This is a genomic window from Pseudomonas laurylsulfatiphila (assembly GCF_002934665.1).
Classification (GTDB): Bacteria; Pseudomonadota; Gammaproteobacteria; order Pseudomonadales; family Pseudomonadaceae; genus Aquipseudomonas; species Aquipseudomonas laurylsulfatiphila.
In genome coordinates this window covers 318,977-343,020 of the sequence record NZ_NIRS01000001.1, presented here as the reverse complement: position 1 = coordinate 343,020, position 24,044 = coordinate 318,977, and the positions used below count along the sequence as shown (strand labels likewise).

21 protein-coding genes are annotated in these 24,044 nt (G+C 62.2%); 7 read left to right on the top strand and 14 right to left on the bottom strand.

Annotated elements, in window-relative coordinates:
* Window positions 1–88 precede the first annotated feature (88 nt).
* Window positions 89–2,689, bottom strand: coding sequence for a bifunctional aconitate hydratase 2/2-methylisocitrate dehydratase (acnB, locus tag CD175_RS01525; protein ID WP_104447381.1), 2,601 nt, complete (start codon window positions 2,687–2,689; stop codon window positions 89–91).
* A gap of 454 nt (window positions 2,690–3,143) precedes the next feature.
* Between acnB and CD175_RS01520 the strand changes: the two genes are divergently transcribed.
* On the top strand, window positions 3,144–3,614 hold the full coding sequence (locus tag CD175_RS01520; protein WP_104447380.1) for a DUF1289 domain-containing protein: 471 nt from the start codon (window positions 3,144–3,146) through the stop codon (window positions 3,612–3,614).
* Window positions 3,615–3,697: 83 nt separating this feature from the next.
* On the opposite strand, the gene CD175_RS01515 is transcribed toward CD175_RS01520, so the two are convergent.
* Window positions 3,698–4,561 carry a universal stress protein UspL gene (locus CD175_RS01515; protein ID WP_104447379.1) on the bottom strand — a complete coding sequence of 288 codons (864 nt, stop codon included), beginning with the start codon at window positions 4,559–4,561 and terminating at the stop codon, window positions 3,698–3,700.
* A gap of 162 nt (window positions 4,562–4,723) precedes the next feature.
* Here CD175_RS01515 and CD175_RS01510 point away from each other — a divergent pair, with 162 nt between their 5' ends.
* A complete protein-coding gene (locus tag CD175_RS01510) occupies window positions 4,724–5,332 on the top strand; it encodes a MiaE family protein (RefSeq protein ID WP_104447378.1) in 609 nt (202 codons plus the stop codon).
* A 347-nt stretch (window positions 5,333–5,679) separates the two neighbouring features.
* On the opposite strand, the gene CD175_RS01505 is transcribed toward CD175_RS01510, so the two are convergent.
* The 3 genes from CD175_RS01505 to CD175_RS01495 all read right to left on the bottom strand — a co-directional run bounded on the left by CD175_RS01505 (window position 5,680) and on the right by CD175_RS01495 (window position 8,970).
* Window positions 5,680–7,923 carry a TonB-dependent siderophore receptor gene (locus CD175_RS01505; protein WP_104447377.1) on the bottom strand — a complete coding sequence of 748 codons (2,244 nt, stop codon included), beginning with the start codon at window positions 7,921–7,923 and terminating at the stop codon, window positions 5,680–5,682.
* Between the two features lie 108 nt (window positions 7,924–8,031).
* Window positions 8,032–8,520 carry a GFA family protein gene (locus tag CD175_RS01500; RefSeq protein WP_104447376.1) on the bottom strand — a complete coding sequence of 163 codons (489 nt, stop codon included), beginning with the start codon at window positions 8,518–8,520 and terminating at the stop codon, window positions 8,032–8,034.
* Window positions 8,521–8,565: 45 nt separating this feature from the next.
* Window positions 8,566–8,970 (bottom strand): PaaI family thioesterase, encoded by a 405-nt coding sequence (locus CD175_RS01495; protein WP_104447375.1) that lies wholly within the window; start codon window positions 8,968–8,970, stop codon window positions 8,566–8,568.
* A gap of 267 nt (window positions 8,971–9,237) precedes the next feature.
* Here CD175_RS01495 and CD175_RS01490 point away from each other — a divergent pair, with 267 nt between their 5' ends.
* From CD175_RS01490 to CD175_RS01480, 3 genes are all read left to right on the top strand, one after another.
* Window positions 9,238–10,122: a LysR substrate-binding domain-containing protein gene (locus tag CD175_RS01490; protein WP_104447374.1), complete on the top strand. Its 885-nt coding sequence runs from the start codon at window positions 9,238–9,240 to the stop codon at window positions 10,120–10,122.
* A 100-nt stretch (window positions 10,123–10,222) separates the two neighbouring features.
* Window positions 10,223–11,347 carry an agmatine deiminase gene (gene aguA / locus CD175_RS01485; RefSeq protein WP_104447373.1) on the top strand — a complete coding sequence of 375 codons (1,125 nt, stop codon included), beginning with the start codon at window positions 10,223–10,225 and terminating at the stop codon, window positions 11,345–11,347.
* A 2-nt stretch (window positions 11,348–11,349) separates the two neighbouring features.
* Window positions 11,350–12,447: an extracellular solute-binding protein gene (locus CD175_RS01480; protein WP_104447372.1), complete on the top strand. Its 1,098-nt coding sequence runs from the start codon at window positions 11,350–11,352 to the stop codon at window positions 12,445–12,447.
* Between the two features lie 106 nt (window positions 12,448–12,553).
* On the opposite strand, the gene CD175_RS01475 is transcribed toward CD175_RS01480, so the two are convergent.
* The 6 genes from CD175_RS01475 to CD175_RS01450 all read right to left on the bottom strand — a co-directional run bounded on the left by CD175_RS01475 (window position 12,554) and on the right by CD175_RS01450 (window position 17,786).
* Window positions 12,554–13,171: a DNA-3-methyladenine glycosylase family protein gene (locus CD175_RS01475; protein WP_104447371.1), complete on the bottom strand. Its 618-nt coding sequence runs from the start codon at window positions 13,169–13,171 to the stop codon at window positions 12,554–12,556.
* Between the two features lie 4 nt (window positions 13,172–13,175).
* Window positions 13,176–13,988 carry an isocitrate lyase/PEP mutase family protein gene (locus tag CD175_RS01470; RefSeq protein WP_104447370.1) on the bottom strand — a complete coding sequence of 271 codons (813 nt, stop codon included), beginning with the start codon at window positions 13,986–13,988 and terminating at the stop codon, window positions 13,176–13,178.
* A 34-nt stretch (window positions 13,989–14,022) separates the two neighbouring features.
* Complete coding sequence (locus CD175_RS01465; RefSeq protein WP_104448057.1) at window positions 14,023–15,105, bottom strand: bifunctional transcriptional activator/DNA repair enzyme AdaA; 1,083 nt, start codon at window positions 15,103–15,105, stop codon at window positions 14,023–14,025.
* Window positions 15,106–15,188: 83 nt separating this feature from the next.
* Window positions 15,189–16,145, bottom strand: a complete 957-nt coding sequence (locus tag CD175_RS01460; RefSeq protein ID WP_420849091.1) for a Dyp-type peroxidase — start codon at window positions 16,143–16,145, stop codon at window positions 15,189–15,191.
* Between the two features lie 32 nt (window positions 16,146–16,177).
* Window positions 16,178–16,798, bottom strand: coding sequence for a LysE family translocator (locus CD175_RS01455; RefSeq protein WP_104447368.1), 621 nt, complete (start codon window positions 16,796–16,798; stop codon window positions 16,178–16,180).
* A 91-nt stretch (window positions 16,799–16,889) separates the two neighbouring features.
* Window positions 16,890–17,786: a DMT family transporter gene (locus tag CD175_RS01450; RefSeq protein ID WP_102700578.1), complete on the bottom strand. Its 897-nt coding sequence runs from the start codon at window positions 17,784–17,786 to the stop codon at window positions 16,890–16,892.
* 89 nt (window positions 17,787–17,875) lie between these two features.
* Between CD175_RS01450 and CD175_RS01445 the strand changes: the two genes are divergently transcribed.
* Together CD175_RS01445 and CD175_RS01440 are read left to right on the top strand one after the other, a co-directional pair.
* Window positions 17,876–19,207: an aminotransferase-like domain-containing protein gene (locus CD175_RS01445; protein ID WP_104447367.1), complete on the top strand. Its 1,332-nt coding sequence runs from the start codon at window positions 17,876–17,878 to the stop codon at window positions 19,205–19,207.
* An 86-nt stretch (window positions 19,208–19,293) separates the two neighbouring features.
* Entirely contained in the window at window positions 19,294–19,881 is a 588-nt protein-coding gene (locus CD175_RS01440; protein WP_104447366.1) for a LysE family translocator, read from the top strand.
* Between the two features lie 193 nt (window positions 19,882–20,074).
* Here the strand turns inward: CD175_RS01440 and CD175_RS01435 are convergent, their stop codons facing one another.
* From CD175_RS01435 to CD175_RS01425, 3 genes are all read right to left on the bottom strand, one after another.
* Window positions 20,075–20,908: an AraC family transcriptional regulator gene (locus CD175_RS01435; RefSeq protein ID WP_104447365.1), complete on the bottom strand. Its 834-nt coding sequence runs from the start codon at window positions 20,906–20,908 to the stop codon at window positions 20,075–20,077.
* Window positions 20,909–20,941: 33 nt separating this feature from the next.
* Complete coding sequence (locus CD175_RS01430; RefSeq protein ID WP_104447364.1) at window positions 20,942–21,445, bottom strand: VOC family protein; 504 nt, start codon at window positions 21,443–21,445, stop codon at window positions 20,942–20,944.
* 103 nt (window positions 21,446–21,548) lie between these two features.
* A complete protein-coding gene (locus CD175_RS01425) occupies window positions 21,549–24,038 on the bottom strand; it encodes a TonB-dependent siderophore receptor (RefSeq protein ID WP_104448056.1) in 2,490 nt (829 codons plus the stop codon).
* Window positions 24,039–24,044: the final 6 nt, after the last annotated feature.

Sequence of the window (24,044 nt, the reverse complement as noted above, 5' to 3'; positions counted from 1 at the left end):
TTCGCGAGCAGGCTCGCTCCCACAGGGGGTGGCATAAAAAAACGCCGCTCATCTCACGATGGGCGGCGTTTTTCATTGCGTTGCAGCGTTAGGCTTGAACGACCGGGATGTTGGCGTTCGCAGCAGCTTCACGGAACTCGGCGATCTGGTCGAAGGACAGGTAGCGGTAGACATCGGCCGCCATGCTGTCGATCTTGCCAGCGTATTCCATGTACTCCTCGACGGTCGGCAGGCGACCCAGGATGGAAGCCACGGACGCCAGCTCGGCCGAAGCCAGGTAGACGTTCGCGCCGTCACCCAGACGGTTCGGGAAGTTACGGGTCGAAGTCGACACGACGGTCGAGTTCGGCTCTACACGTGCCTGGTTACCCATGCACAGCGAGCAGCCCGGCATTTCCATGCGCGCGCCGGCCTTGCCGTAGATGCCGTAGTAGCCTTCTTCGGTCAGCTGGTGAGCGTCCATCTTGGTCGGCGGCGACAGCCACAGACGGGTTGGCAGCTGACCCTTGACCTGTTCCAGCAACTTGCCGGCAGCGCGGAAGTGACCGATGTTGGTCATGCACGAACCGATGAACACTTCGTCGATTTTCTCGCCAGCAACGCTGGAGAGCAGGCGAGCGTCGTCCGGGTCGTTCGGCGCGCAGAGCACAGGCTCCTTGATGTCGGCCAGGTCGATCTCGATGACTTCGGCGTATTCGGCGTCCTTGTCCGCTTCCAGCAGCTCAGGGTTGGCCAGCCAGGCTTCCATCGCTTGAGCGCGACGTTCCAGAGTACGTGCATCGCCGTAGCCTTCGCCGATCATCCAGCGCAGCAGGGTGATGTTGGACTGCAGGTATTCGGCAATCGACTCTTTGGACAGCTGGATGGTGCAACCGGCAGCCGAACGTTCAGCCGAGGCGTCAGACAGTTCGAACGCTTGCTCTACGGTCAGCTTAGGCAGACCTTCGATCTCCAGGATGCGGCCGGAGAAGGCGTTCTTCTTGCCTTTCTTCTCTACGGTCAACAGGCCAGCCTGGATCGCGTAGTAAGGAATGGCGTGAACCAGGTCACGCAGGGTGACGCCTGGCTGCAGTTCGCCTTTGAAGCGAACCAGGATCGACTCAGGCATGTCCAGCGGCATGACGCCAGTGGCTGCGGCGAACGCAACCAGGCCGGAGCCGGCCGGGAACGAGATGCCGATCGGGAAACGGGTGTGGGAGTCACCACCGGTACCGACGGTGTCTGGCAGCAGCATGCGGTTCAGCCACGAGTGGATGATGCCGTCGCCCGGACGCAGGGAAACGCCGCCGCGGGTCATGATGAAGTCAGGCAGGGTGTGGTGGGTGGTCACGTCGATCGGCTTTGGATAAGCCGCGGTGTGGCAGAAGGACTGCATCACCAGATCGGTCGAGAAGCCCAGGCACGCCAGGTCTTTCAGTTCGTCACGGGTCATGGGACCTGTGGTGTCCTGGGAACCCACTGTGGTCATCTTCGGTTCGCAGTAGGTGCCCGGACGAACGCCGGTCACGCCGCAAGCCTTGCCGACCATTTTCTGCGCCAGGGTGAAACCCTTGGTGCTTTCAGCCGGAGCTTCAGGCTTCTTGAACAGGGTCGAAGGTGGCAGGCCCAGCTCAGTGCGAGCCTTCTCGGTCAGGCCACGGCCGATGATCAGCGGAATACGGCCGCCGGCACGAACTTCGTCCAACAGGACCGGGGTCTTCATTTCGAAGGTGGTCAGGACTTCGTCGGTGCCGTGTTTGCAGACTTTGCCAGCATGCGGGTACAGGTCGATCACGTCGCCCATGTTCATGTTGGAAACGTCGAATTCGATTGGCAGTGCGCCAGCATCTTCCATGGTGTTGTAGAAGATCGGAGCGATCTTGTTGCCGAAGCAGAAACCGCCGGCACGCTTGTTCGGCACGTAAGGAACGTCGTCGCCGAAGAACCACAGTACGGAGTTGGTCGCCGATTTACGCGAAGAACCGGTACCGACCACGTCGCCGACGTAGGCGATCGGGAAGCCGGCGTTGCGCATTTCTTCGATCTGCTTCATCGGACCGGTGACGCCTTGTGCGTCCGGCACGATGCCGTCGCGCGCCATTTTCAGCATGGCCAGGGCGTGCAGCGGGATGTCCGGGCGGGACCAGGCATCCGGAGCAGGGGACAGGTCGTCGGTGTTGGTTTCGCCGGAGACTTTGAACACGCGCAGGCTGATCTTGTCGGCCAGGGTAGGGCGCTTGACGAACCACTCGCCGTCAGCCCAGGACTGCAGCACGCCCTTGGCGTGAACGTTGCCGTTCTTGGCTTTTTCCGCGACGTCGTGGAAGGCATCGAACATCAGCAGGGTGTGCTTGAGTTCTTCGGCAGCTACTGGCGCCAGTTCGGCATCGTCCAGCAGGTTTACCAGGGTCACGATGTTGTAGCCGCCCTGCATGGTGCCGAGCAGTTCAACAGCGCGCTTCTTGTCGATCAGGGGGGAGTTGGCTTCGCCCTTGGCGATGGCGGACAGGAAGCCGGCCTTGACATAGGCTGCTTCGTCCACTCCAGGCGGAACGCGATTGGTGATCAGGTCAACGAGGAATGCTTCTTCGCCAGCCGGGGGATTTTTCAGCAGCTCGACCAGGCCTGCAGTTTGTTCGGCGTTTAGCGGCTGGGGAACGATACCCAGTGCTGCGCGCTCTTCGATATGTTTGCGGTAGGCTTCAAGCACAGTTATTACCCTCATCAGTGGTCCCAAATGGGTGTCCGGGACGCTCATCCCGAAATTGCCGTACTCATGCGCTGCATGGCGTTGTGAGCCACTTAGCCAGAATTACCGACAATTCCTTACAGAAGCTGCTTTCAAAGTTTTACGCCTGCAGAACGGGAGCTGATGAGGGTTGGCGTTGGGCTTTTCCCCGCTGGAAAAACCCCTCGCCAACACCGCTCTGAAGGAACGACTGTGCTCGTGACGCTTTGAAAACAGCTTCTAACGGACATTGGCGCCTAAAAAGGCAGGCTGATTCTACGGCAAAAAAAAATTTAAGGTAAGTCAGGTTTTATTGGACTTTGGTGGCGGGCGGTAAACGCATATTTAGCCATGGCCCTGAGCTTTGAGGGGTGATCAATGGTGGACAAAGGTCTAACATGCCGGCCTGTTCTGCTTTTTCGCGTTTTGCCTACCTATGCCCAATCAGACCATCAAGACGCCGTGCGTCGGCCTTTGCTCCACTGTTTACGGTGACCTGGTGTGCCGTGGCTGCAAGCGTTTCCACCACGAAGTGATCCACTGGAATGGCTACAACGAGGAGGAAAAGCGCGCTGTATGGCTGCGTCTTGAGCAATTGCTGTCGCAAGTGATGGCCGCCAAGGTGGAAATTTTCGATCCGGCGCAGCTGAGAATGCAGCTGGAGCAACGCAAGATCCGTTTCGTGCCCCATCAGTCGGAATATTGCTGGGCCTACCAGTTGATCGCCCGGGGGGCGCGGGTGATCAACAACCTGGAAGCCTACGGGATGGTGTTGCTGCCGGAGTTTCGCGACTGGAAGCTGCCGGAATTGCGCGATGCCATTGATCGGGAGTTTTTCCTGCTCTCCGAGGCGCATTACCAGCGCTACATTGCGCCGGGGTTCCTGAAAGACGCCTTTGGCGGCTGAAAAGATCGCAGCCTGCGGCAGCTCCTACAGGAAAACACGATCAATGTAGGAGCTGCCGCAGGCTGCGATCTTTTGATCTGCCCTCAATGCTTGCCGGCAATCTCCTCAAGATGATCCTCGATCTCCGTCGGCTTGAGCACCAGCACATCGCTCTCGACCGCATCGAGTACCACTTCCGCCGTATTGCCGATCAACGCGCCTGACAACCCGCTACGCGCCACGGTGCCGATGACGGTCACGGCCGCCTGCAGCTTATGCACCATGAACGGAATCAACACGTCCGCCGGGCCTTCCTCGATGTGCAGGTGTTCATCGTCGATGTCGAACTCGGCCTGGAACGACTTGCATTGCTCGCGGTAGCGCGCCTGGATGGTTTCGCTGAGTTGAAACGTCGGGTCGGCGGACGACAGCATCGGCGACGGGTGGGCGCTGATCACGTGCAAACGGGCCTTGGCCAGGGTTGCGATTTCATAGCCATGATTGATGATGGTGTCGTGCAGGTGGCGGTGTTCGAGGTCGGTGTTGCCGACGTCGACAGCGGCCAGGATCACTTTGCCTTGCCATGAGCCAGCGGTTTTCACCAGCAGTACCGGGGAAGGGCATTGGCGCAGCAATTTCCAGTCTTCGGGTGTCAGCAGGGCCTTTTTCAGGGCGTTGTCGGGAAAGTGCTGCTTCACCACCAGACCGCAGCCTTCGGCTTGCTGCACCTCGACGATCGTTTGATGCAGGCTGTGGTTCCAGGCCTGCTCGGTGGTGACGCTGTAGCCGTCCTCCGTCAAGGCGGCCTTGAGCACACTCAACATGCCACTGTGATCATGCCTGGGGTCGCACACCAGCAGATGCAACTGCGCCTGGGTCACGCCGGCGATCAGCTTCGCCCGTTTGAGCGCGAGGCTTTCAGAGTGTTCGGGGTCGATGACCACCAGAATGCTGCGTACGGCTTGCATGAGTGCGATCTCCTGAAAATTAAAAAGCACGGCGTTGCACAACTATAGTTGCTGCCTGCGATTCGGGGACTTGATGCATATCAACGGTTGGCGACTGGTGGTCTGCGGGCAGGCCGGTATAATCGGCGCCCTTCGTTTTGAACCTATTTGTCCGTGAGCCCCATGATCCTTCCCGAAATTCACGAGTTCCTTGGCTGCCGCACCCCCGACGGCTGGGTTCAAGCCGCGCTGGCCGATCAGGAAACCTTGCTGATCGACCACAAGAACTGCGAATTCAAGGCCGCCAGCACTGCGTTGAGCCTGATCGCCAAGTACCATTCCCACGCCGACCTGATCAACATGATGTCGCGCCTGGCCCGGGAGGAACTGGTGCACCACGAGCAGGTCATGCGCCTGATGAAGCGCCGCAAGATTGCGCTGCGCCAGCTGTCCGCCGGGCGTTATGCGTCGGGCCTGCGCAAGGTGGTGCGCAGTCACGAGCCGGTGAAACTGGTGGACACCTTGGTGGTGGGCGCATTCATCGAGGCCCGCAGTTGCGAGCGTTTCGAAGCGCTGGTGCCACATCTGGACGAAGAACTGGGCAAGTTCTATTTCGGCCTGCTCAAGAGCGAAGCCCGGCATTTCCAGGGTTACCTGAAACTGGCCTACCAGTATGGCGACGCCAGGGACATCGCCCAGGTGATCGACAAGGTCCGCGCCGCCGAACAGGAACTGATCGAGTCTCCGGATGTGGAATTCCGTTTCCATAGCGGCGTACCGGTCGCGGCATAACCACACAAACCCGGGAAAGTGTAGGAACAGCCGGTCGACGCTCGATTGCTGGCGATGGACTCCAGTGCGCCGCGTTTTTCCAGCTCTCACGCGTCATCGTTAACGACCATCGCTGCGATGCGGCGACCCGACAAGCCAGCTCCCACAGGGGACCCTGCCCACGCTGAAACTGTAGGAGCCAGCCTGCTGGCGATGGACTCCAGTGCGCCGCGTTTATCCAGTTCACACGCGTTATCGTTCACGACCATCGCGGGCAAGCCAGCTCCTACAAGTGTCCTCCAAACCAGTGAAAGTCCCCCCAAAAAAAACCGGCCTTTCTGGTCGGTTTTTTTGTCAGGTGTTCAGCTTCAGAAATCCCACGTGGTGGTCAACATCACGTTGCGTGGTTCGCCGTAGTACGTGGTGTCGAAGTTGCCCAGGCCCGTCAGGTAGCGTTTGTCGAAGACGTTGTTGGCGTTGACGGTGAAGCTCAGGTTCTCGTTGAACTGGTAGCGGCTCATCAGGTCGACGAGGGTGTATCCGCCTTGCTTGATGCGGGTGTAGTCGCCCACGGTCGGGCTGTAGATCTTGCCGTAGAACGCGCTCTGCCAGCTGATGCCGCCTCCGATGGTCACCTTGTCCAGTGCGCCGGGCAGGCGGTAGGTGGTGAACGTACGCACGACGTGTTCCGGTTTGCTGGTGGACAGCGGGAAGCCGAAGATGCGCTGTTCATCGGCGTCACGGGTGCGGGCGTAGGTGTAGCCGGCCGACACGTTCCAGCCTTCGGCCACTTCACCGGCCAATTCCAGCTCTACGCCTTTGGTGGTCGCGCCGTCGACGGCTTTGTAGATGCCTTCGTTGGTCACCGGGTTGGTGCCGATCGATTCGGCGAGGTTGTCTTGCTCGATGCGGAAGAAGGCCAGGCTGGCATTCAGGCGCCCGTCGAAGTAGGCGGCTTTCAGGCCGGCTTCGTAGCTGTCGCCTTCGACCGGTGCCAGGGTCGAACCGTTGATGTCCTTGTAGGTTTGCGGCTGGTAGATGCTGGTGTAGCTGGCGTAGGCCGAGTAGGTGTCGTCCAGGTCATAGACCACACCGGCATAAGGCGTGACCACGCCATGTTCCTTGTAGCTGGCATGGGTGTCATCGAGTCCGGCACCCGGATAGTACGAATAGTCTTCGTTGTACTTGAAGGTGCTCAAGCGGCTGCCGAGGATGATCGACAGGTCATCGGTCGCGTGCAGGCGCGTGGCCAGGTACAGGCCGTTCTGGCTTTGGGTGCGTTCGTACTTGCCGTTCTTCGGGAAGTCCTGTTCCGGCAGATCGCCGTTCCAGTCGTAGATGCTCCCCGGGACCATGGCGAAGGCACTGGTGTCGAAGGTCGCGCCGGTCTGGCGCGAGTGGGAGGCCATGAAGCCGGCCACCAGTTCATGCTCGCGGCCACCCAGGGAGAAGGGGCCGGTGACGTTCACGTCAGCGGTGTTTTGCACCCGATGACCTTCCCAGCGACCCCAGTACAGGAACATGCCTTCGCCGGTGGCGCGGTCCGGGTTGCCGCCACTGGCCGAGGCCAGGCGAGTGTCGTGATCGGTGGTTTTCTGGTCGACAGTGGCCTTGAACGTCCAGTCGTTGGCCAGGGCCTGTTCCAGGGAGGCGAAGTAGGTGATGTCGTCGAAGTCGCGACGACTCCAGTCGGCGCCCGGGTTGAAGTGACGCGGGAAGTCGGTACGGCCGCCGTCCGAAAAGTACACCGGGTTGCCGGTCCAGGACGAGCCGCGCGGGGTGGTGCTGGACTTGTCGACGCCGAAGGTCAGCAGGGTGTCGGGTGTCAGGTCGGCTTCGAGGATGCCGTAGAACAGGTCCTTCTTCTGGCTGTAGTGATCCTGGTAGGCGTTCTTGTCGGAATAAGCGCCGACAAAGCGGCCACGCACGCTGCCGGAATCGTTCAGCGAACCGGAAATGTCGCCGACGCTGCGATAGGCATCCCACGAACCGACAGTCCCGCTGATCGACGCCTTGAATTCCTTGGTCGGCTTCTTGCGGATCAGATTGACGGTGGCGGACGGGTCGCCCGAACCGGTCATCAGGCCGGTCGCACCCTTGACGATTTCGATACGGTCCAGGCTGGAGGCGTCGTCGCCATTGCTGGGGTTTTCACCGTAGACGCCGTCATACGGGATGTTGATGCCGTCGTACTGGAAGTTGGTGATGGCAAAGCCACGGGCGGAAAACTCGGTGCGGTCACTGTCGTACTTCTGCGTCGAAATGCCGGGGGTGTTGCGCAACGCGTCGCCGACGGTCTGCACGCCGCGGTCGTCCATCTGCTGACGGGTGATGACGGTCACCGATTGCGGCGTTTCGCGGATCGACAGGGGCAGGCCGGTGGCCGAAGACGTTGAACCGGTGGTGTAGGAGTGGGTGCCTTCGGTGGTGGCGCCCAGCGCCTGGGCGGAAATGTTCGTTGCGCCCAGTTGCAGTACACCGTCGTCCTTTGCCGGCTTCTTCTCGGCATCGGTTTCAGCGGCGTGGGCGGCGAGGCTCAACAGGGCGGCAGGCAGGGCCAGCGCCAGAGGGCACATGGCAAAACGGAAACGGGCGACAAGCGGGTGCGACATGGGGATCCCTTTGCATCGAATCGATCGGTAGTTGAAGTGCTTCTGAGGGGTTAACCGAACGAAACATGCAAAGGGGAACTGCCGCCTGAAAAAAACTGATAATTATTCTCAGCGAGCGAGGCCGAGACGCTGATGCCACTGGGCGATGGATTCTTCAGGGTACAGCTCGAACTGCTGATCCCCGGGCTGCGCCTGGACCTCCACCCACGGTGCTTTCGAGCCGAGCATCAGGTGCGTGTGCTCCGGCGGCACCGGCAGCGGCGTGTCGATGGCCGAGGCGAACGGATGAATCAATTCCGGCCACTGCGGGCTGAACAGCCACAGGCCCGAGCCGCAGACCGCACAGAAATGCCGCTCGGCGCTGCTGCTGTGGGCGCGTTTGTCGCCTTCTTCCTTGAGCCGCGCATGGTAAATCGCGATGTGCTTGCGCCCGCGTACCTTGAGGCTGGCGGCATCGCCGCCGAGGTTGATCGCATAGCCGCCACCACCCTGGGTCTTGCGGCAGATCGAGCAGTAGCAACGCTGGTACGGGTAGGGGTGGGCGCAGGTCAGGCTGAACGACACCGCGCCGCAATGGCAGGAACCTTCGAGTTGCATGGGAGCCTCCGGCTGTCTTGAGCGTACCCGGGACAGCCTAGACCCTTAGCGTGACTCGACAGGCACCAGAATCGCGTCGCCGGTCGCCACCAGTTTCAACTGATCGCCGGTTTGCGCGAACAACTCGGCGCGGGCGAATACCTGCTTCTTGCCGGCCTTCACCACGCGACCCCGGGCGATGAACACTTCACCCACCGCGGGCGCAAGGCAATTGACCGAGAAGTGCGAGGCCAGCACGTTGCCCGCCACGGTGCCGGCGGCAAAACCGCAGGCGGTATCGAGCATCGCGCCAATCAGGCCGGCATGCAGGAAGCCGGCGTATTGCGCCATGTCGGCTTCGCGAAACGCCAGGGTGAGTTCGGCTTCGCCGCTTTGTGCGCGGGTCACTTCGAAGCCGGCCCAACGGTTGAAGGGCGAGGTCGAGTTGATCTGTTTGAGTGTGTCGAGCATGGTGGATCCCTCCGGTTGAGTGTTCAACATGCGCCGGGTGCGGGTGGATGTCATGGTCCATAAGGGAAGGTGATGGGCGGGTGGGTTTGTGGTGAATGGGCTGGCCTCATCGCTGGCAAGCCAGCTCCTACAGTGTTCGAGTCGTACACAAAATATATGCATGCCGCTAAACCTGTAGGAGCTGGCTTGCCAGCGATAGCGCAGTCCCACTGGACGGCCGGCAAACGCCAAGTCAGCATGTCCCCCTCGAAACCGGGACACGACCTGATGCGACGATTACCTTCCCTGGCAGCCCTGCGAACCTTCGAATGCGCGGCCCGCCATGCCCATTTCGGCCGGGCGGCGGCCGAGTTGTGTGTCACCGACAGCGCGGTCAGCCACCAGATTCGCCAGCTCGAGGAGCAGCTCGGTGTGCCGCTGTTCGTGCGCGAAGGCCGGCAGATTCGCCCGACCCTGGCCGCCGGGCGCCTGATGCAAAGTTTGCAGCAGGCTTTCGAACTGATTGGCGATGCCTGCGATGAACTGCGCGATCCTTCATCGCTCGCGGTGCTGCGTCTGGCGGTGACCGCCGAGCTGGCGCAAAAGTGGCTGATGAGCCGTCTCACGGATTTCTATGCGCGCTATCCGCACATCACCCTGCATCTGTACGAACAACCGATCGACGCCACGGCGCCGGGGGAAGACATCGACCTGGCGATCACCTACGGCACCGGCCCGGTGGACAGCAGCGCATATTTCGTCCGGCCGCTGCCGGCGTTGCAGTTCTTCCCGGTGTGCAGCCCCGGCCTGTTCAACCAGGGCACGCTGAAAACCCCGAAGGACCTGGTCCGTCACTGCCTGCTGCACGACGACCAGGACGGCAAGACCTGGACCGCGTGGCTCACCAGCCATGCCGGCGACCAGCGCCCCGACCGCCAGTTGTATTTCGCTCATGCCGGGCTGGCGCTGGAGGCAGCGGCACAAGGGCAGGGCGTGGCCATGGGCGACAATCTGACGGCCCAGGAAGATTTGCTCAGCGGCCGCCTGGTACGGCCGTTTACGTCGAGCATGACTGCCCTGGGCCAATACGCACTGGTGTGCGAACGGGTGCGGCTGGAGCGTCCGGCCGTGGCGCAGATGCTGGAATGGTTCAACGATCAGTTGCTCGATTGATGAGTTGAATTCAAGTATTCCGAAATAATCATCGTTGGCGAGCCAGTCGCCAACGCCCTTAGCCTGTGGTCATTCCAATCCCTGCTGAAGAGGTTTGACCATGGCCCGTTTGCTCGACACCACTCCCAAACAGGACGGTTTCCGTCTGCCCGGCGAATTCGAAGCCAAGTCCGGTTGCTGGCTCGGCTGGCCGGAGCGCACGGACGTCTGGCGCAACGGTGCCAAGCCTGCGCAGAAAGTCTGGGTGCAGATCGTCACCGCCATTTCCATGAGCGAACCGGTCACCGTGTGCGCCTCGGCGGCACAGTTCGCCACCGCGCGCCGCCAGTTGCCACCGCAGGTGCGTGTGGTGGAAATGACCTGCAACGACACCTGGTTCCGCGACAGCGGCCCGTGCTTTGTGGTCAATGACCAGAGCGGCGAAGTGCGCGGCGTCGACTTCGAGTTCAATGCCTACGGCGGACTCGACGGCGGCCTGTACTACCCGTGGGACAAGGACGACCAGATCGCGGGCAAGATCCTCGAAATCGAACGTTTCGACCGCTATCGCGCGCCCTTGATTGCCGAATTGGGCGGCATCCAGAGCGACGGCCAGGGCAGCATCCTCACCACCGAGCAATGCCTGCTCAATCGCAACCGCAACCAACATCTGGGCAAGGACGAAGTCACCCGCCGCCTGACCGATTACCTCGGCGCCGAGCAGGTGATCTGGTTGCCGCGGGGCTGCAAGTTCGACGAAACCGATGGCCACGTCGACGACCTCGCCTGCTTCGTGCGCCCCGGTGAAGTGGTGCTGCAATGGACCGACAACCGCGACGACCCACAGTGGGAAATCTATCAGGAAGCCTATGACATCCTGCGCAGCACCCGCGACAGTCGCGGCCGCGAGCTGATCGTGCACAAGCTGCCGCAGCCGGATGTGCTGGAATGGACGGCCGAAGAAGCCGAAGGGCTCGACCAGCAGGACAGCACCCATACCCGCCAGGCCGGGACGAAGATCTGCGCGTCGTACATCAACTACTACGCCGGTAACAGCGCCATCGTGGTGCCGCTGTTTGGTGATCGCAACGACAAGGTGGCGCTGGCGACCCTGGCCGAGCTGTTTCCGAAACACAACATCGTCGGCATCGAAAACTCCCGGGAAATCCTCCTCGGCGGCGGCAACGTCGCGTGCATCACCATGCCGCAGTACGCCGGCACTGCTTGCAACAAAAAGGGAGTTTGACCATGGGCCTGCACAAACTGACTCAAGCAATACTGCTGGTGCTTGCACCCCTGTGTGTGCAGGCCGCCGACACCGCCAGACCGGTGGTCAACCTGTACATCTGGGGCGAGTACCTGGCCCCGGATACCCTGAAAAACTTCGAGGAAAAAACCGGCATCCATGTGGTGGCCGATCATTTCGATTCCCTGGAAACCGTCGAGACCAAGCTGCTCACCGGCCGCAGTGGCTACGACCTGGTGTTGACGGCGGGGCAGCACCTGTCGCGCGCCATCGAGAGTGGCGCGGTGCAGACGGTCGACAAGCAGCAACTGCCGCATTTCGCCGGCGTCGGCGAGGAGTTCCGCCAGCACATGGCGGTGTTCGATCCGGGCAACCGCTATGCCGGGATCTACGCCTGGGGCACCACGGGCGTGGGTTATCAGGAGCAGGCCGTGAAACAGCGCCTGGCCGACGCGCCGACCGACAGTTGGGCGATGCTGTTCGACCCGGCCGTGGTCTCGAAATTCGCCGATTGCGGGGTCAGCCTGCTCAACGATCCCAATGAAGTGTTCGCGGCGGTCATGAAGTACATGGGGCTGGACATCAATCGCCAGAACCTCGACGACCTGAAACTCGCCGAGCAGCAACTGGCGAAGATTCGGCCGTACATTCGCTACTTCGACAACGACCTGAACATCAGCGACCTGGCCAACGGCAACACCTGCGTGGCGATGTCGTGGAACGGCAACGTGGGCATCGCGGCGGGCCAGGCCGAGGCGGCGGGCAAACCGTATTCGCTCCAGTACCGGATTCCGAAGGAGGGCACGTTGATCTGGTTCGATGCCATGGTCATTCCCAGGGATGCGCCGCATCCAAAGGCCGGCCTCGCCTTGATGGACTACCTGATGACCCCGGAAGTGATCGCGCCGATCACCGACACCATCCATTACGCCAATGCGATCACCGCGGCGGATGGCTTGATCGACCCGGCGATCCGCAATGATCCGGGGACGTATCCACCGGCCGCGGTCAAGGCTTCGCTGTACAGCAAGAATGACAATGGCAAGGCGTTCAACCGGGCGTTGATCAGGGCGTTCAGCCGGTTGAAGTCAGGGTTGTAAGGTCAACCCGACCCTTGTAGGAGCTGCCGAAGGCTGCGATCTTTTGACCTGGCTTTTTAAAGATCAAGATCAAAAGATCGCAGCCTTCGGCAGCTCCTACAGTGGTCTAGCGGGTGGGCACCCGCCATAAATACCAGGCCGCCACCGTTCGGTAAGGGCTCCACGCCAAGCCGATCTCGATCATCTGCTTGCGTGTCGGCTGCACCTGAAGTCCCTTGAGCCGGCGATAACCCTCACGCACGCCAAAGTCGTCGGCCGGCAGGATGTCCGGGCGTTCCAGGCTGTAGATCAGCAGCATCTCCACGGTCCAGCGCCCGACGCCACGCAACGTGATCAACCGCTCGATCAATGCTTCATCGTCCATGGCCAGCGCCGTGGCGTAATCCGGAACCACACCGTCCAGTGATGCCTGGGCGATACCCTGGATGGTCGCGATCTTGCTCGCGGAAAACCCGCAACTGCGCAATCGGTCGAAATCCGTGGCGACGATCTGTTCAGGCCGGGGAAAGGCACCCGAACCGAACAGCGCCAGCAGCCGCCCGACAATCGCATCGCCGGCCTTGGCGTGCAGTTGCTGATAGGCAATCGCCCGCACCAGCGACTCATAGGGATCACGCGCCGCATGCGGCTGGTGCAGGCACGGGCCGATGGTGTCGATGTGGCGGCGCCAGTCGTCATCGATGGCGGCCAGGAATTCACTGGCCGCCTGATAGCCGTCGGTCATGGACTCAGGCTTTCCCGGACGGTTTCAACAGGGCGTTGATTTCGCCATAGGTGAAAGCCTTCAGGTTGTGGCTATCGAACTTGCCGGTTTGCAGAAAGCTTTGGGCGATGCCGGCCATGGCGCCGTAGAGGAATTCGGCGATGCCGGAACCGGCGCTCAGACGGCGTACGCCGAGCGCTACAAGCGCTTCGGGCGACGGCAGGCCCGGGAACCCCAGCACATTCAATGGCAGCGAGGTGCCGTGGCACAGCGCCTTGATCTCGTACTCGGCGGTAACGCCCGCCGCAAACAGGCCATTGGCACCGGCCGCCTGATACAGCGCGGCGCGCCTGAGGGTTTCGGCGACGCGGTCTTCGGCAGGCACCAGGCCGCGCAGGTAGACATCGGTGCGCGCATTGATGAACAGGTTCACGTTACGTCGATCGGCCACCTGGCGCGCGGTTTCAATCTTGCGTACCAGCAACTCCGGCGGCGAGGAACCGTCTTCGATATTGATCCCGACCGCGCCGGCGGCGATCACCGCGTCAATCACCTGTGCCACCCGTTCCAGGTCATCGGAGTAACCGGCCTCGATGTCCACCGTCAGCGGCACCGAAATGACCCGGGCAATCGACTCGACGGTCGAGACCAGGCGCTCAAGGGGCAGGGTGTTGCCGTCCGGGTAGCCATGCACCCAGGCCACCGCGGCGCTGCTGGTGGCGACCGCCTTGTTGCCCAGTTGCTCCACCAGTCGCGCCCCGGCGGCATCGGCGACGTTGGTGAGGATCAGCAAGCCTTCGTGATGCAGTTGGTGCAGTTGATTGTCGAGCCTGTCCATCGAGTTTCCTTCCTTATGAAAAGCCTGTGGGGGATCAGAGCGTCAACTGCTCCGTGAGCTGCACCGCAGCGTTTTCCAGCCTGAGCAGAAACGCCTTGCGCGGCTGGCCTCCAGCGTAGCCGGTCAGCGAGCCGTCGGCGCCGATCACGCGGTGGCACGGCACGACAATCGATAAGCGGTTATGCCCGTTGGCCAGGCCCACCGCCCGGCTGGCACCGGGCTTGCCCAACGTCGCGGCAAGGGTGCCGTAGGTGGTGGTCTGGCCGTAGGGGATCTTCGCCAGTTCAGCCCAGACGCGGCGGGAGAACTCGCTGCCGGGCATGTGCAGGGCAACGCTGAACTCAGTCAGCGTCCCGGCGAAGTACGCCGACAATTGCGCTTCGATCTGCTGCAAATGCGTGTTGTGCCCCGGGGCCACGGCGTAACCGAAACGGTTTTGCAGCGCTTGGACCGAAGGGGGCAGTGAGGCCTGATCGAGAAACTCCAGCAGCACCAGCCCGCGCCGTTCGGCCATGGCGATCATCGGCCCCAGCGGCGTGGTCAGGCGCGTGAACAGCAACGGCTCGCTGTTGGCCGCACGGCCCGGGGTGATGTGGAACGACTTTTGAAAGGCATCGCGAAAGCCGCTCAGGGACTCGTAGCCGGAATCGAAGGCGACATCGTCGATGGAGTCGCCCTGCTTGATCCCGCCCAACGCCGTGCCCAGGCGCCGGGCGCGCAGCCACGCGTGGAAGGTCATGCCGAAATGTTGCTTGAACCAGCGGCGCAGTTTCAGCGGCTCGATGCCTGCGGCCAGTAGCTGGGCGTCGGTCCAGCGCTGCTCCGGGTCGGCGTCTACCGATTTGAACAGCGTCTGCACCCAGTCCGGCGCACTGGCGGCAGTGTCCAGCGGTTTGCAGCGCAGGCAGGCGCGGTAGCCCGCCGCCAGGCATTGCTCGGCGTTGGCAAAGAACTCGACATTCTCAGGCTTCGGGCTGCGGGCGGTGCAGCCGGGGCGGCAGAAGATGCCGGTGGTCTTGACCGCCGTGAAGAACACGCCCTCGTAGGAGGTGTCTCGTTCGAGCATGGCGCGAACCATCTCGGCGCGGGGCGGGAGCAGCGTTTTTTGTAGGTTCATGGGCGCAGCATAGAGGGCGTCATGGGTGGCCTCCACCGGAAAATCGACAGCGAATTCCAGTTGTTTCCAATCCTGCTTCGCCCTCAAGTGTGGAATGGCTCGCGATCGGCCAGTTCTTCCAGCAGATCGGCCGAAGGCACAAAGAACAAGCCACCCGTGACTGCCGTGCTGAAATCCAGCAGGCGGTCGTAATTGCCAGGCGGTTTGCCGACAAACATGTTCTCGAGCATTTGTTCCATAGGCTCAGGCGAACGCGCATAGCCGATGAAATACGTGCCGAACTCACCGGCACCGGGCCGGCCAAACGGCATGTTGTCGCGCAGGATTTTCACTTCCTGCCCGTCCTTGGTGATCGTCGTCAAGGCGCTGTGGGAGCAGCTGGGTTTGATCGAGTCATCCAGTTCGATATCGGACAATTTCGTGCGCCCGATCACCCGTTCCTGGGCTTCGACCGAGAGCGCGTTCCAGGCCGTCATGTTGTGCAGGTATTTCTGCACCAGCACATAGCTGCCCGCGGCAAACAGCGGGTCTTCATCGCCGACCATCGTGAAGTGGGCAGCCTTGCGCCCGACCGGGTTTTCGGTGCCATCGACAAAGCCGATGATGCTGCGCATATCGAAATAGCGAAATCCCTGAACTTCATCGACGACCGAGACCGCGTCCCCAAGGGACGAGAGCAATTGCGTGGCCAGTTCGAAGCACAGGTCCATCTGCTCGGCACGAATGTGCAGCAAGATGTCGCCCGGCGTTGCCACCGCTCGACGTCCTTCGGCGCCGAACTCGCGAAACCCGTGCAGCGAGGCCGGGCGCGGGCTGCCGAACAAGATGTTCCAGGCACTGGAGCCAAAGCCACAGATGCACGACAAATTGCCGGAGGGAACACGCTTGCCAACTGAACGCGTGAGGGCCGCGATGTCTGTACACCAGGCCCGCACTTTAGCGGCCGCATCGCCACCGGGCGCCAATGTGGCAACGATGAAAATCGCGCTGCCGGTGATGGGGCTGCACACCGCTTGAGGCTCTGGTGTTGGGTGATCCATTGGCATTTGCACTCCATGAGCAGGGGGAATGTTCAGGCGCGTCGCGCCATCAGCAACACTGAAGCCGCCGCCGACAGCAACCCGGCGCAGCAGCGGTTGAACAGGCGCTTGCCGGACGGCCTGGCGAACCAGCGGCGCATGTGCAGGCCCATGTAGGCATAGGCGCCGATGGCGATCCATTCCAGCACCAGGAACAGCGTGCCCAACACCACGAACTGCGGCGCAATGGCCTGGGCCGAGTCGACGAATTGCGGCAGGAAAGCGGTGAAGATCAGGATCGCCTTGGGGTTGCCGGCCGCCACCAGGAACTCCTGCCGGGCCAGTGCCAAGGTGCCCGCTGGCGCACTGGTGACCACGTTCTCGACCGCGGGATCGGCGCGCCACAACTGCCAGGCGAGGTAGAACAGATACGCCGCCCCCAGGATCTTGATAGCGTAGAACAACAGTTCTGAAGTTTGCAGCACCACCGCCAAGCCCGCCGAGGCCAGGGCTATCATCCCGGCGAACGCCAGCAACCGGCCGATGCCGGCCACGCACGCGGTGCGGTAGCCATAGCGGGTCGAATTGCTGACCGACAGCAGGTTGTTGGGGCCGGGTGCCATGTTGAGGGCGAAGCAGGCCGGCAGAAACAGGGTGAGGGTGGCGAGGTCCATGGTCGGCTCCTGAAGCAAGAGCGCTATTTTTATCATAGGCCGGCGGTGGTCAGACCCATACAGTGATGGGCGTAAACCACCGTATCAGGGCTCATTTGGCGAATTTTTTCGCCCCGGCGACGCACAGGATCACCGCGACGGTCACACCCAGCATGCCGAGGCTGACCTGTTCATGCAGCAGGGTCGCCGCAAGAGTCAGCCCGAAAAACGGCTGTAGCAGCTGCAATTGTCCAACGGCGGCGATGCCTCCTTGGGCCAGGCCGCGATACCAGAACACGAAACCGATCAGCATGCTGAACAGCGAGACGTAAGCCAGGCTGAACCAGGCTGGGGTGCTGATGCCGCTGAACGAAGCCGGCATGCGCATCCAGCTGAGCAGCGCCACGACCGGCAGCGACAGCACCAGCGCCCAGGAAATCACCTGCCAGCCACCGAGGGTGCGCGACAGCTTCGCGCCTTCGGCATATCCCAGGCCACAGGCAAGGATCGCCAGCAGCATCAGGATGTCGCCCTGGGGGGAGGCGCTCAGCCCCTGGGACAGGGCAAAGCCGACCACCAACAGGCTGCCCAGCACCGAGAAAATCCAGAACGCCGCCCGTGGTCGCTCGCCGCCGCGCAGCACGCCAAACACCGCCGTCGCCAGGGGCAACAGGCCGACGAAGACGATGGAGTGCGCGGACGTCACGTATTGCAGCGCCAGGGCTGTCAGCAGGGGAAAACCGATGACCACGCCGAGGGCGACTATGATCAGCGGGACCAATTGCTGGCGCGCCGGGCGTTTTTCCTTGAATAACCCCAGCAGACACAGCGCCAGGATCGCCGCGATGGTCGCCCGCGCAACCGTCAGGAACACCGGGTCGAATTCCAGCACCGCCACCCTTGTCGCTGGCAGCGAGCCGCTGAAGATCACCACGCCGATCAGTCCGTTGATCCAGCCGCTGGTGTTGTTTTCCAGCGTCCGGTGTTGCAGGTTCGAAGTCCGTTCCATTTGGCTCACGCTCATTGTCTGATTGCACGAAACCCATCGTATGAGCGAGTATCGATACAATCAAAAAATTGTCATGGATACATCTCGACATGCCTCGATCCCGTTACAAAACGCTGGTGGATGCCTTTGCCGCCGACATCCGTTCCGGGTGTTTGCCGCCGGGCACGCGCCTGCCGACACACCGGCAACTGGCAACCGAGCACGGCCTGGCGCTGGTCACCGCCAGCCGGGTCTATGCCGAGCTGGAGGGCATGGGCCTGGTCAGTGGCGAGACCGGTCGCGGGACCTTTGTCAGGGAGACCTCGCTGCCGCCGGGGCAGGGCATTTCGCAGCACGTGGTGGCGGCGGGGATGATTGACCTGAACTTCAACTATCCGTCATTGCCCGGGCAGGCCGACCTGCTGCGCCATGCCTTGCGTCAACTGGCGTTGTCCGGTGACCTGGAGGCGCTCCTGCGCTATCAGCCCCACGCGGGGCGCCTGCATGAGCGGGCCTCGGTCGCGCGTCATCTGGCCGAGCGCGGGCTGAACGTGCCGGCCGAGCAGGTGTTGATCGTCAGCGGTGCCCAGCATGGCCTGGCGGTGACGCTGATGACGCTGCTCAAGCCCGGCGATGTCATCGCCGCTGATGCGCTGACCTACCCCGGTTTCAAGACGCTGGCCGAAACCCTGCATCTGGAAGTCTTGCCCATTCCGGTCACGGATACCGGGCCTGATCTGCCGGCCCTGGCAAAACTCTGCCGCAGCCGATCGGTGCGCGCCGTTTACTCGATGCCGACCTTGCACAACCCGCTGGGCTGGGTGATGGACGCCGATCAGCGCGAGCAACTGGTGGCGATAGCGCGCCAGTATGACCTGACGATCATCGAGGACGCCGCCTACGCGTTCCTGGCCGAAAACGTGCCGCCACCCCTGGCCGAGCTGGCGCCGGAGAGAACGGTGTACGTGTCCGGTCTGTCGAAGAATATCGCCACCGGCTTGCGCGTCGGCTTTATCGCCGCGCCAGCGCAATGGATTGCCGCCTTCGAACGCACCATCATGGCGACCACCTGGAACACCCCCGGCGTGATGACCGCCATCGCCACGGCCTGGCTCGACGATGGCACCGTCGTCCAGCTGGAAGCGCAAAAACGTGCGGACGCCCGGGCCAGGCAAGCCCTGGCCCGGGAGGTGTTGGCGGGACTCAGGACCGTCAGTCACCCGAATTCCTACTTCATCTGGTTGCCGTTGGCGGAAGACGCCCGGGCCGACCAGATCGCCATGGCGCTGATGCGCGAGCAAGTGTCGGTGTCGCCGGCCGAGCCCTTTGCGATCTCAGCCCATGTGCCCCACGCGATACGCCTGGCGTTGGGCTCGGTGGACATGGACTCGCTGCGCATTGCCCTGGGCAAAGTGAAAAGCGTTGTCGGCTATTACTCATAGCGAAGCAGGGCAGTTTTGTTCAATACGCGAGCCGCTCGGCTCTTTACCTTGAGGGCCTTGTTCAACTCGATGGAAGAAGGTGTGCAATGAGTCTGATGATGTCCATGGCGGCGTTTGCGCTGGTCGCGTCCATCACGCCGGGGCCGGTCAATATTGTGGCGTTGAGCGCCGGCGCGCGGTTTGGCTTCCGGGCCAGCCAGCGTCACGTGGCCGGGGCCACGCTGGGGTTTGTCCTGCTGTTGGTGCTGATGGGGCTGGGCCTGCATGAGTTGTTGCAACAGTGGCCGGCGTTGACCCAGGGGGTGCAATGGGCCGGCGTAGCCTTTCTGTTGTACATGGCCTTCAAGCTGGCGGCCGACAATGGGCAGGTGCAAGCCAGTGAGTCGGCGCAGGCCCCGTCAATGCTGTATGGCGCCATCATGCAATGGCTCAACCCCAAGGCCTGGCTGGCCTGCGTGGCCGGCATGGGCGCGTTTGTCGCCGATGGCGAGGCACGTCTGGTCTGGCAGTTTGCCGCGATTTATCTGGTGATCTGCTATGTGTCGGTGGGTTGCTGGGCTTATGCCGGGACGTTTTTGCGCGGCTTCCTGCACAACCCGGCGGGGATGCGGTTGTTCAATCGGGTTATGGCGGCGTTGTTGGTGGTGAGTGCGGTGTATCTGGTGTTGCCGTAACGGCAGTCACTGCAGCTTTTGTGGCGAGGGAGCTTGCTCCCGCTGGGCTGCGAAGCGGCCCCCGCTTTTCTTCAGGTCAATCATGTAGGCAGGTTTTGCGACGGCTTCGCCGTCGAGCGGGACGGTGCGGCGATCCGACAAGCTCCCTCGCCACAGATTCAGCCGAACCCAAGAGTCGACCTAAACCAAAGACTCAACCGCGATACTGCCCCGGTGTCGCCGCCAGATGCTGTTTAAACGCCCGTTGAAAATGCGCCTGATCGGCGAACCCCGCTTCCAGTGCCACGTCCGCGATCAGCTTGCCGCTGCGCAATTGATCCTGGGCGAACTGGATGCGCCGGTTCACCAGGAACGCGTGGGGCGTCATGCCGTAATGCTGTTTGAAGGCGCGGATCAGGTAGGACGGTGACAATTGCGCCGCCTCGCAAATATCTTCGAGCCTGAGGGTTTGCGTGCAGTGGTCGCGGATGTAATCGGCGGCACGCTCGAGCTTGAAATTGGGTTCGCGCAGCGGTTGATCGACCGGGTTGAGTCGTAGCTGCACGTCAGTGAAAAACTCCACGGCCACGCTGTGTTTGCGCAGGACATCCTGCTGCGGGTCGACCAGCACTTCATACAAGCCCGCGAGGCCGGCAAACAGATTGGCATCCCGCGTATGGGTCGCTGAAAAACGGCGAAACGCCGCGTCATCGCTGAACCCGAGCTGGTGCTGCAAATCGGTCAGCCACGGCGTATCGACGTACAGCATCAGGTACGACCAGGGTTGGTCTTCGATCGGGTTGCAGGCGTGCACGTCGCCGGGGTTCATCAGCACCACCGTGCCGGCGCTGACCTCGAAGGCTGACTGCTCATGGAGATAGGTGCTGCGCCCGGCGGTGATCGCCCCTATGGAGAAGTGCTCGTGGGCGTGCCTGGTGTAGCAGACCTCGCGCCCGTCGGCGATTGCGCGGGCTTCGATGAAGGGCAGGGCGTCATCGCGCCAGAAGCGCGGGGCCTTGTCGGCGTTCTTTGCAACGGCGTGCTTCATGCTCTCTCCTCGGCAGGTCAGCGTCCGAGTGTATTAGCTCTCGCCGTCAAAGGCTCGTTGCAGTGTGGCGATATCGAGTTTTTTCATTTGCATCATCGCCTGCATGGCTCGCTGGGATTTTTTCGTGTCGGGGTCTTTGAGCATGTCCATCATCGCGACGGGGACGATCTGCCACGACAGCCCGAACTTGTCTTTCAGCCAACCACATTGCTGGGCCTCGGGTGCTCCGCCGGCCGACAGGTTGCCCCAGTAATGGTCGACTTCTTCCTGGCTCACGCAATTGACCTGGAACGAAACCGCCTCAGTGAACTTGAACAGGGGGCCGCCGTTGAGGCCGGTGAAACTCTGGCCGTCGAGTTCGAAGCTGACGGTCATGACCGAGCCTTCGGGCCGGCCGTGGAACTCGAAACCGGCGCGGCCGTAATGGGTGATGGCGGTGATTTTCGAATGGTCGAAGATCGAGCAATAGAACTTCGCCGCTGCTTCGGCCTGATCGTCGAACCACAGGCAGGGCGTGAGTTTTTGTACGCGTTGCATGGCGGGCACTCCTCGGCAGGTTATGCATGCAGGAATACAGCGTAGCCAGCCTGAGTGGGGTCGGCAGTACCGTAGATCGCCAAACAGCCGTTTCAGGGCGCGATCAGAACGCCCACCGGGTGGTCAGTTGCACGGTGCGCGGTTCGCCATAAAACCCGGTGCCGAAGTTGCCCAGCCCGGTGTAGTAGGTTTTATCGAACAGGTTCTTCACGTTCAGCGTAGTGCTCAGGTGCTCGTTGAAGTGATAGCGCGCCATCACGTCCACCAGGGCGTAGCCCGGTTGGGTGATCGTCGTGTACTGACCGAAGTTGACCGTATCGGCGGGGTCGGGACGGAACACCTTGCCGAAGAATTCGCTTTGCCAGTTCACGCCGGCGCCGACGGTGAGCCCGTCCCACGCGCCTGGCAGGCGGTAGGTGCTGAAGACCCGCAACAGCTGTTCCGGTGCCGTGGTTTGCAGCACCGAACCGTAGACGTAATCACCCTGGGCATCGCGGGTGTGGTTGTAGGTGTAGCCGGCCGACAGGTTCCAGCCGTCGCGCAATTCGCCGGCCAGTTCGAACTCGAAGCCTTGGGTGGTGGCGCCCTGGACGGCGCGGTACACCGACTCGGTATCAACGCCACTCACATGTTCGGCGATGTTGTCCTGTTCGATGCGGTACAGGGTGAAGCTGGCGTTCAGGCGTCCGCCAAAGTATTCGGCCTTGATGCCTGCTTCAAGACTTTTGCCCTGTACCGGATCGAGCAGTTGCCGGTTGGCGTCCTTGCTCATTTGCGGCTGATAGATGCTGGTGTAGCTGGTGTACACCGACCAGGTGTCGTCGAGATCACAGACAAGCCCGGCGTAAGGCGTGACGACACCGCTCTGGCGATAGCTGTCGCGCAGGTCGGCGCTGTGCGGGTCACTGTAGTCCAGGTCGTCGTGTCCGCTGAAGTTGCTGACACGCGCGCCGAGGATCAGCGCCAGGTCGTCGACGGGTTTGAGCCGGGCGGCCAGGTAGGCGCCGGTCTGGCGCTGGACGATGTCGTCGGTGCCCACCCGCGGGATCTCGGGTTTGGCAAACTCGCCGCGCCAGTCGAAGATGCTGCCGTCCACCGGCGGGTACACCGAACCGTAAACCGGGATGTCCTGGCGCGTGTTCATCGACATGAACCCGGCGATCAGTTCGTGCTCGCGACCTGCCAGGGTGAACGGACCGCTCAGGTTGACGTCGACGTTGTCCTGCACCTGGTCGCCCTTGAACTTGCCCATGTACATGAACATGCCGTCACCGCTGACCGGGTCCGGGTTGCCGCCACTGGCGGAGGCGAGGAAGGTATCGTGCTGGCGGTGCTTGCGGTCGTAACTGACCTTGAGTGCCCAGTCGTTGGCCAGTTGTTGCTGCACGTTGGCGAACAGCGTCTGGTTGGTGAAATCGCGACGGCTCCAGTCGGTGGCCGGGTTGAAGGAACGGGAGAAATCGGTGCGCGAGCCGTCGCTGTAGTACATCGGGAAACCGGTCCAGCTGGCGCCCCGGGAGCGGGTGTCTTGCTGGTCGATACCGAGGGTGACGAGGGTGTCCGGGGTCAAGTCGGCTTCGACAATGCCGTAGGCGATGTCCCTGGTGTTGCGGTAGTGATCGACGTAGGCGCTGCGGTCCTGATAGACCCCGACCAGACGCCCGCGGACATTGGCGCTGGCGCTCAGCGGTCCGGATATATCGCCCTCACTGCGATAGTTGTCCCAGGAACCGACGGTGCCGCTGACCGAGGCTTTGAATGCTTGGGTCGGGCGCTTGCGAATCAGGTTGACGGTTGCCGAGGGATCACCCGCCCCGGTCATCAGGCCGGTCGCGCCCTTGATGATTTCGACGCGGTCATAGGGGGCCATGTCGGTGCTGGTGGTGCCGTAGTCGTAGACACCGTCGTAGTCGGTATTGACGCCGTCGTACTGGAAGTTGGTGATCGGCAGGCCACGGCTGGAGAACTCCCAGCGCTCGCTGTCGTAGTTTTGCACGCTGATGCCGGGCGCGCGGCGCAGGGCGTCGACGATGCTGGTGGCGCCCTGGTCGTCCATGAGTTGGCGGGTGATGACCGTGACTGATTGCGGCGTCTCGCGCAGCGACAGCGGCAGGCCGGTGGCTGAAGACGTCGAGCCGACGGTGTAGGAATGGGAGACTTCGCTGATGGTCCCGGGTGCCTGCCCGGAAATGTTGGTCGCCCCCAGTTCCAGCGGGCCTTGTATGACGGGGGCGGCGTGCAGCACATACCCGCCGTTCCCCTGGCGTTGCGCTTGCAGGCCGCTGCCTTGCAGCAGTCGTTGCAACGCTTGCTGCTGGCTGTAGACACCGTTGAGGCCAGGGCTGCGTTTGCCGACAGCGAGTTCATTGTGTCCGGCGAGAAAGATCCCGGCCTGTTCGGCAAAGCGGTTGAGAACGCTCACCAGCGATCCGCCGGCGATTGCGTAATGGTGTGTCTGGCTGCCGGGTTGTTCGCTCTCGACCAGAGGAGCGGCTTGACTGCGCGACACGTCAAGGCCCGGCAAGATCACCGCCAGTGCCAACACCAGCGGATGCAAGGCGAAGCGCTGGCGAGTAAGGGTGGCGCGCGGCATGGAGTT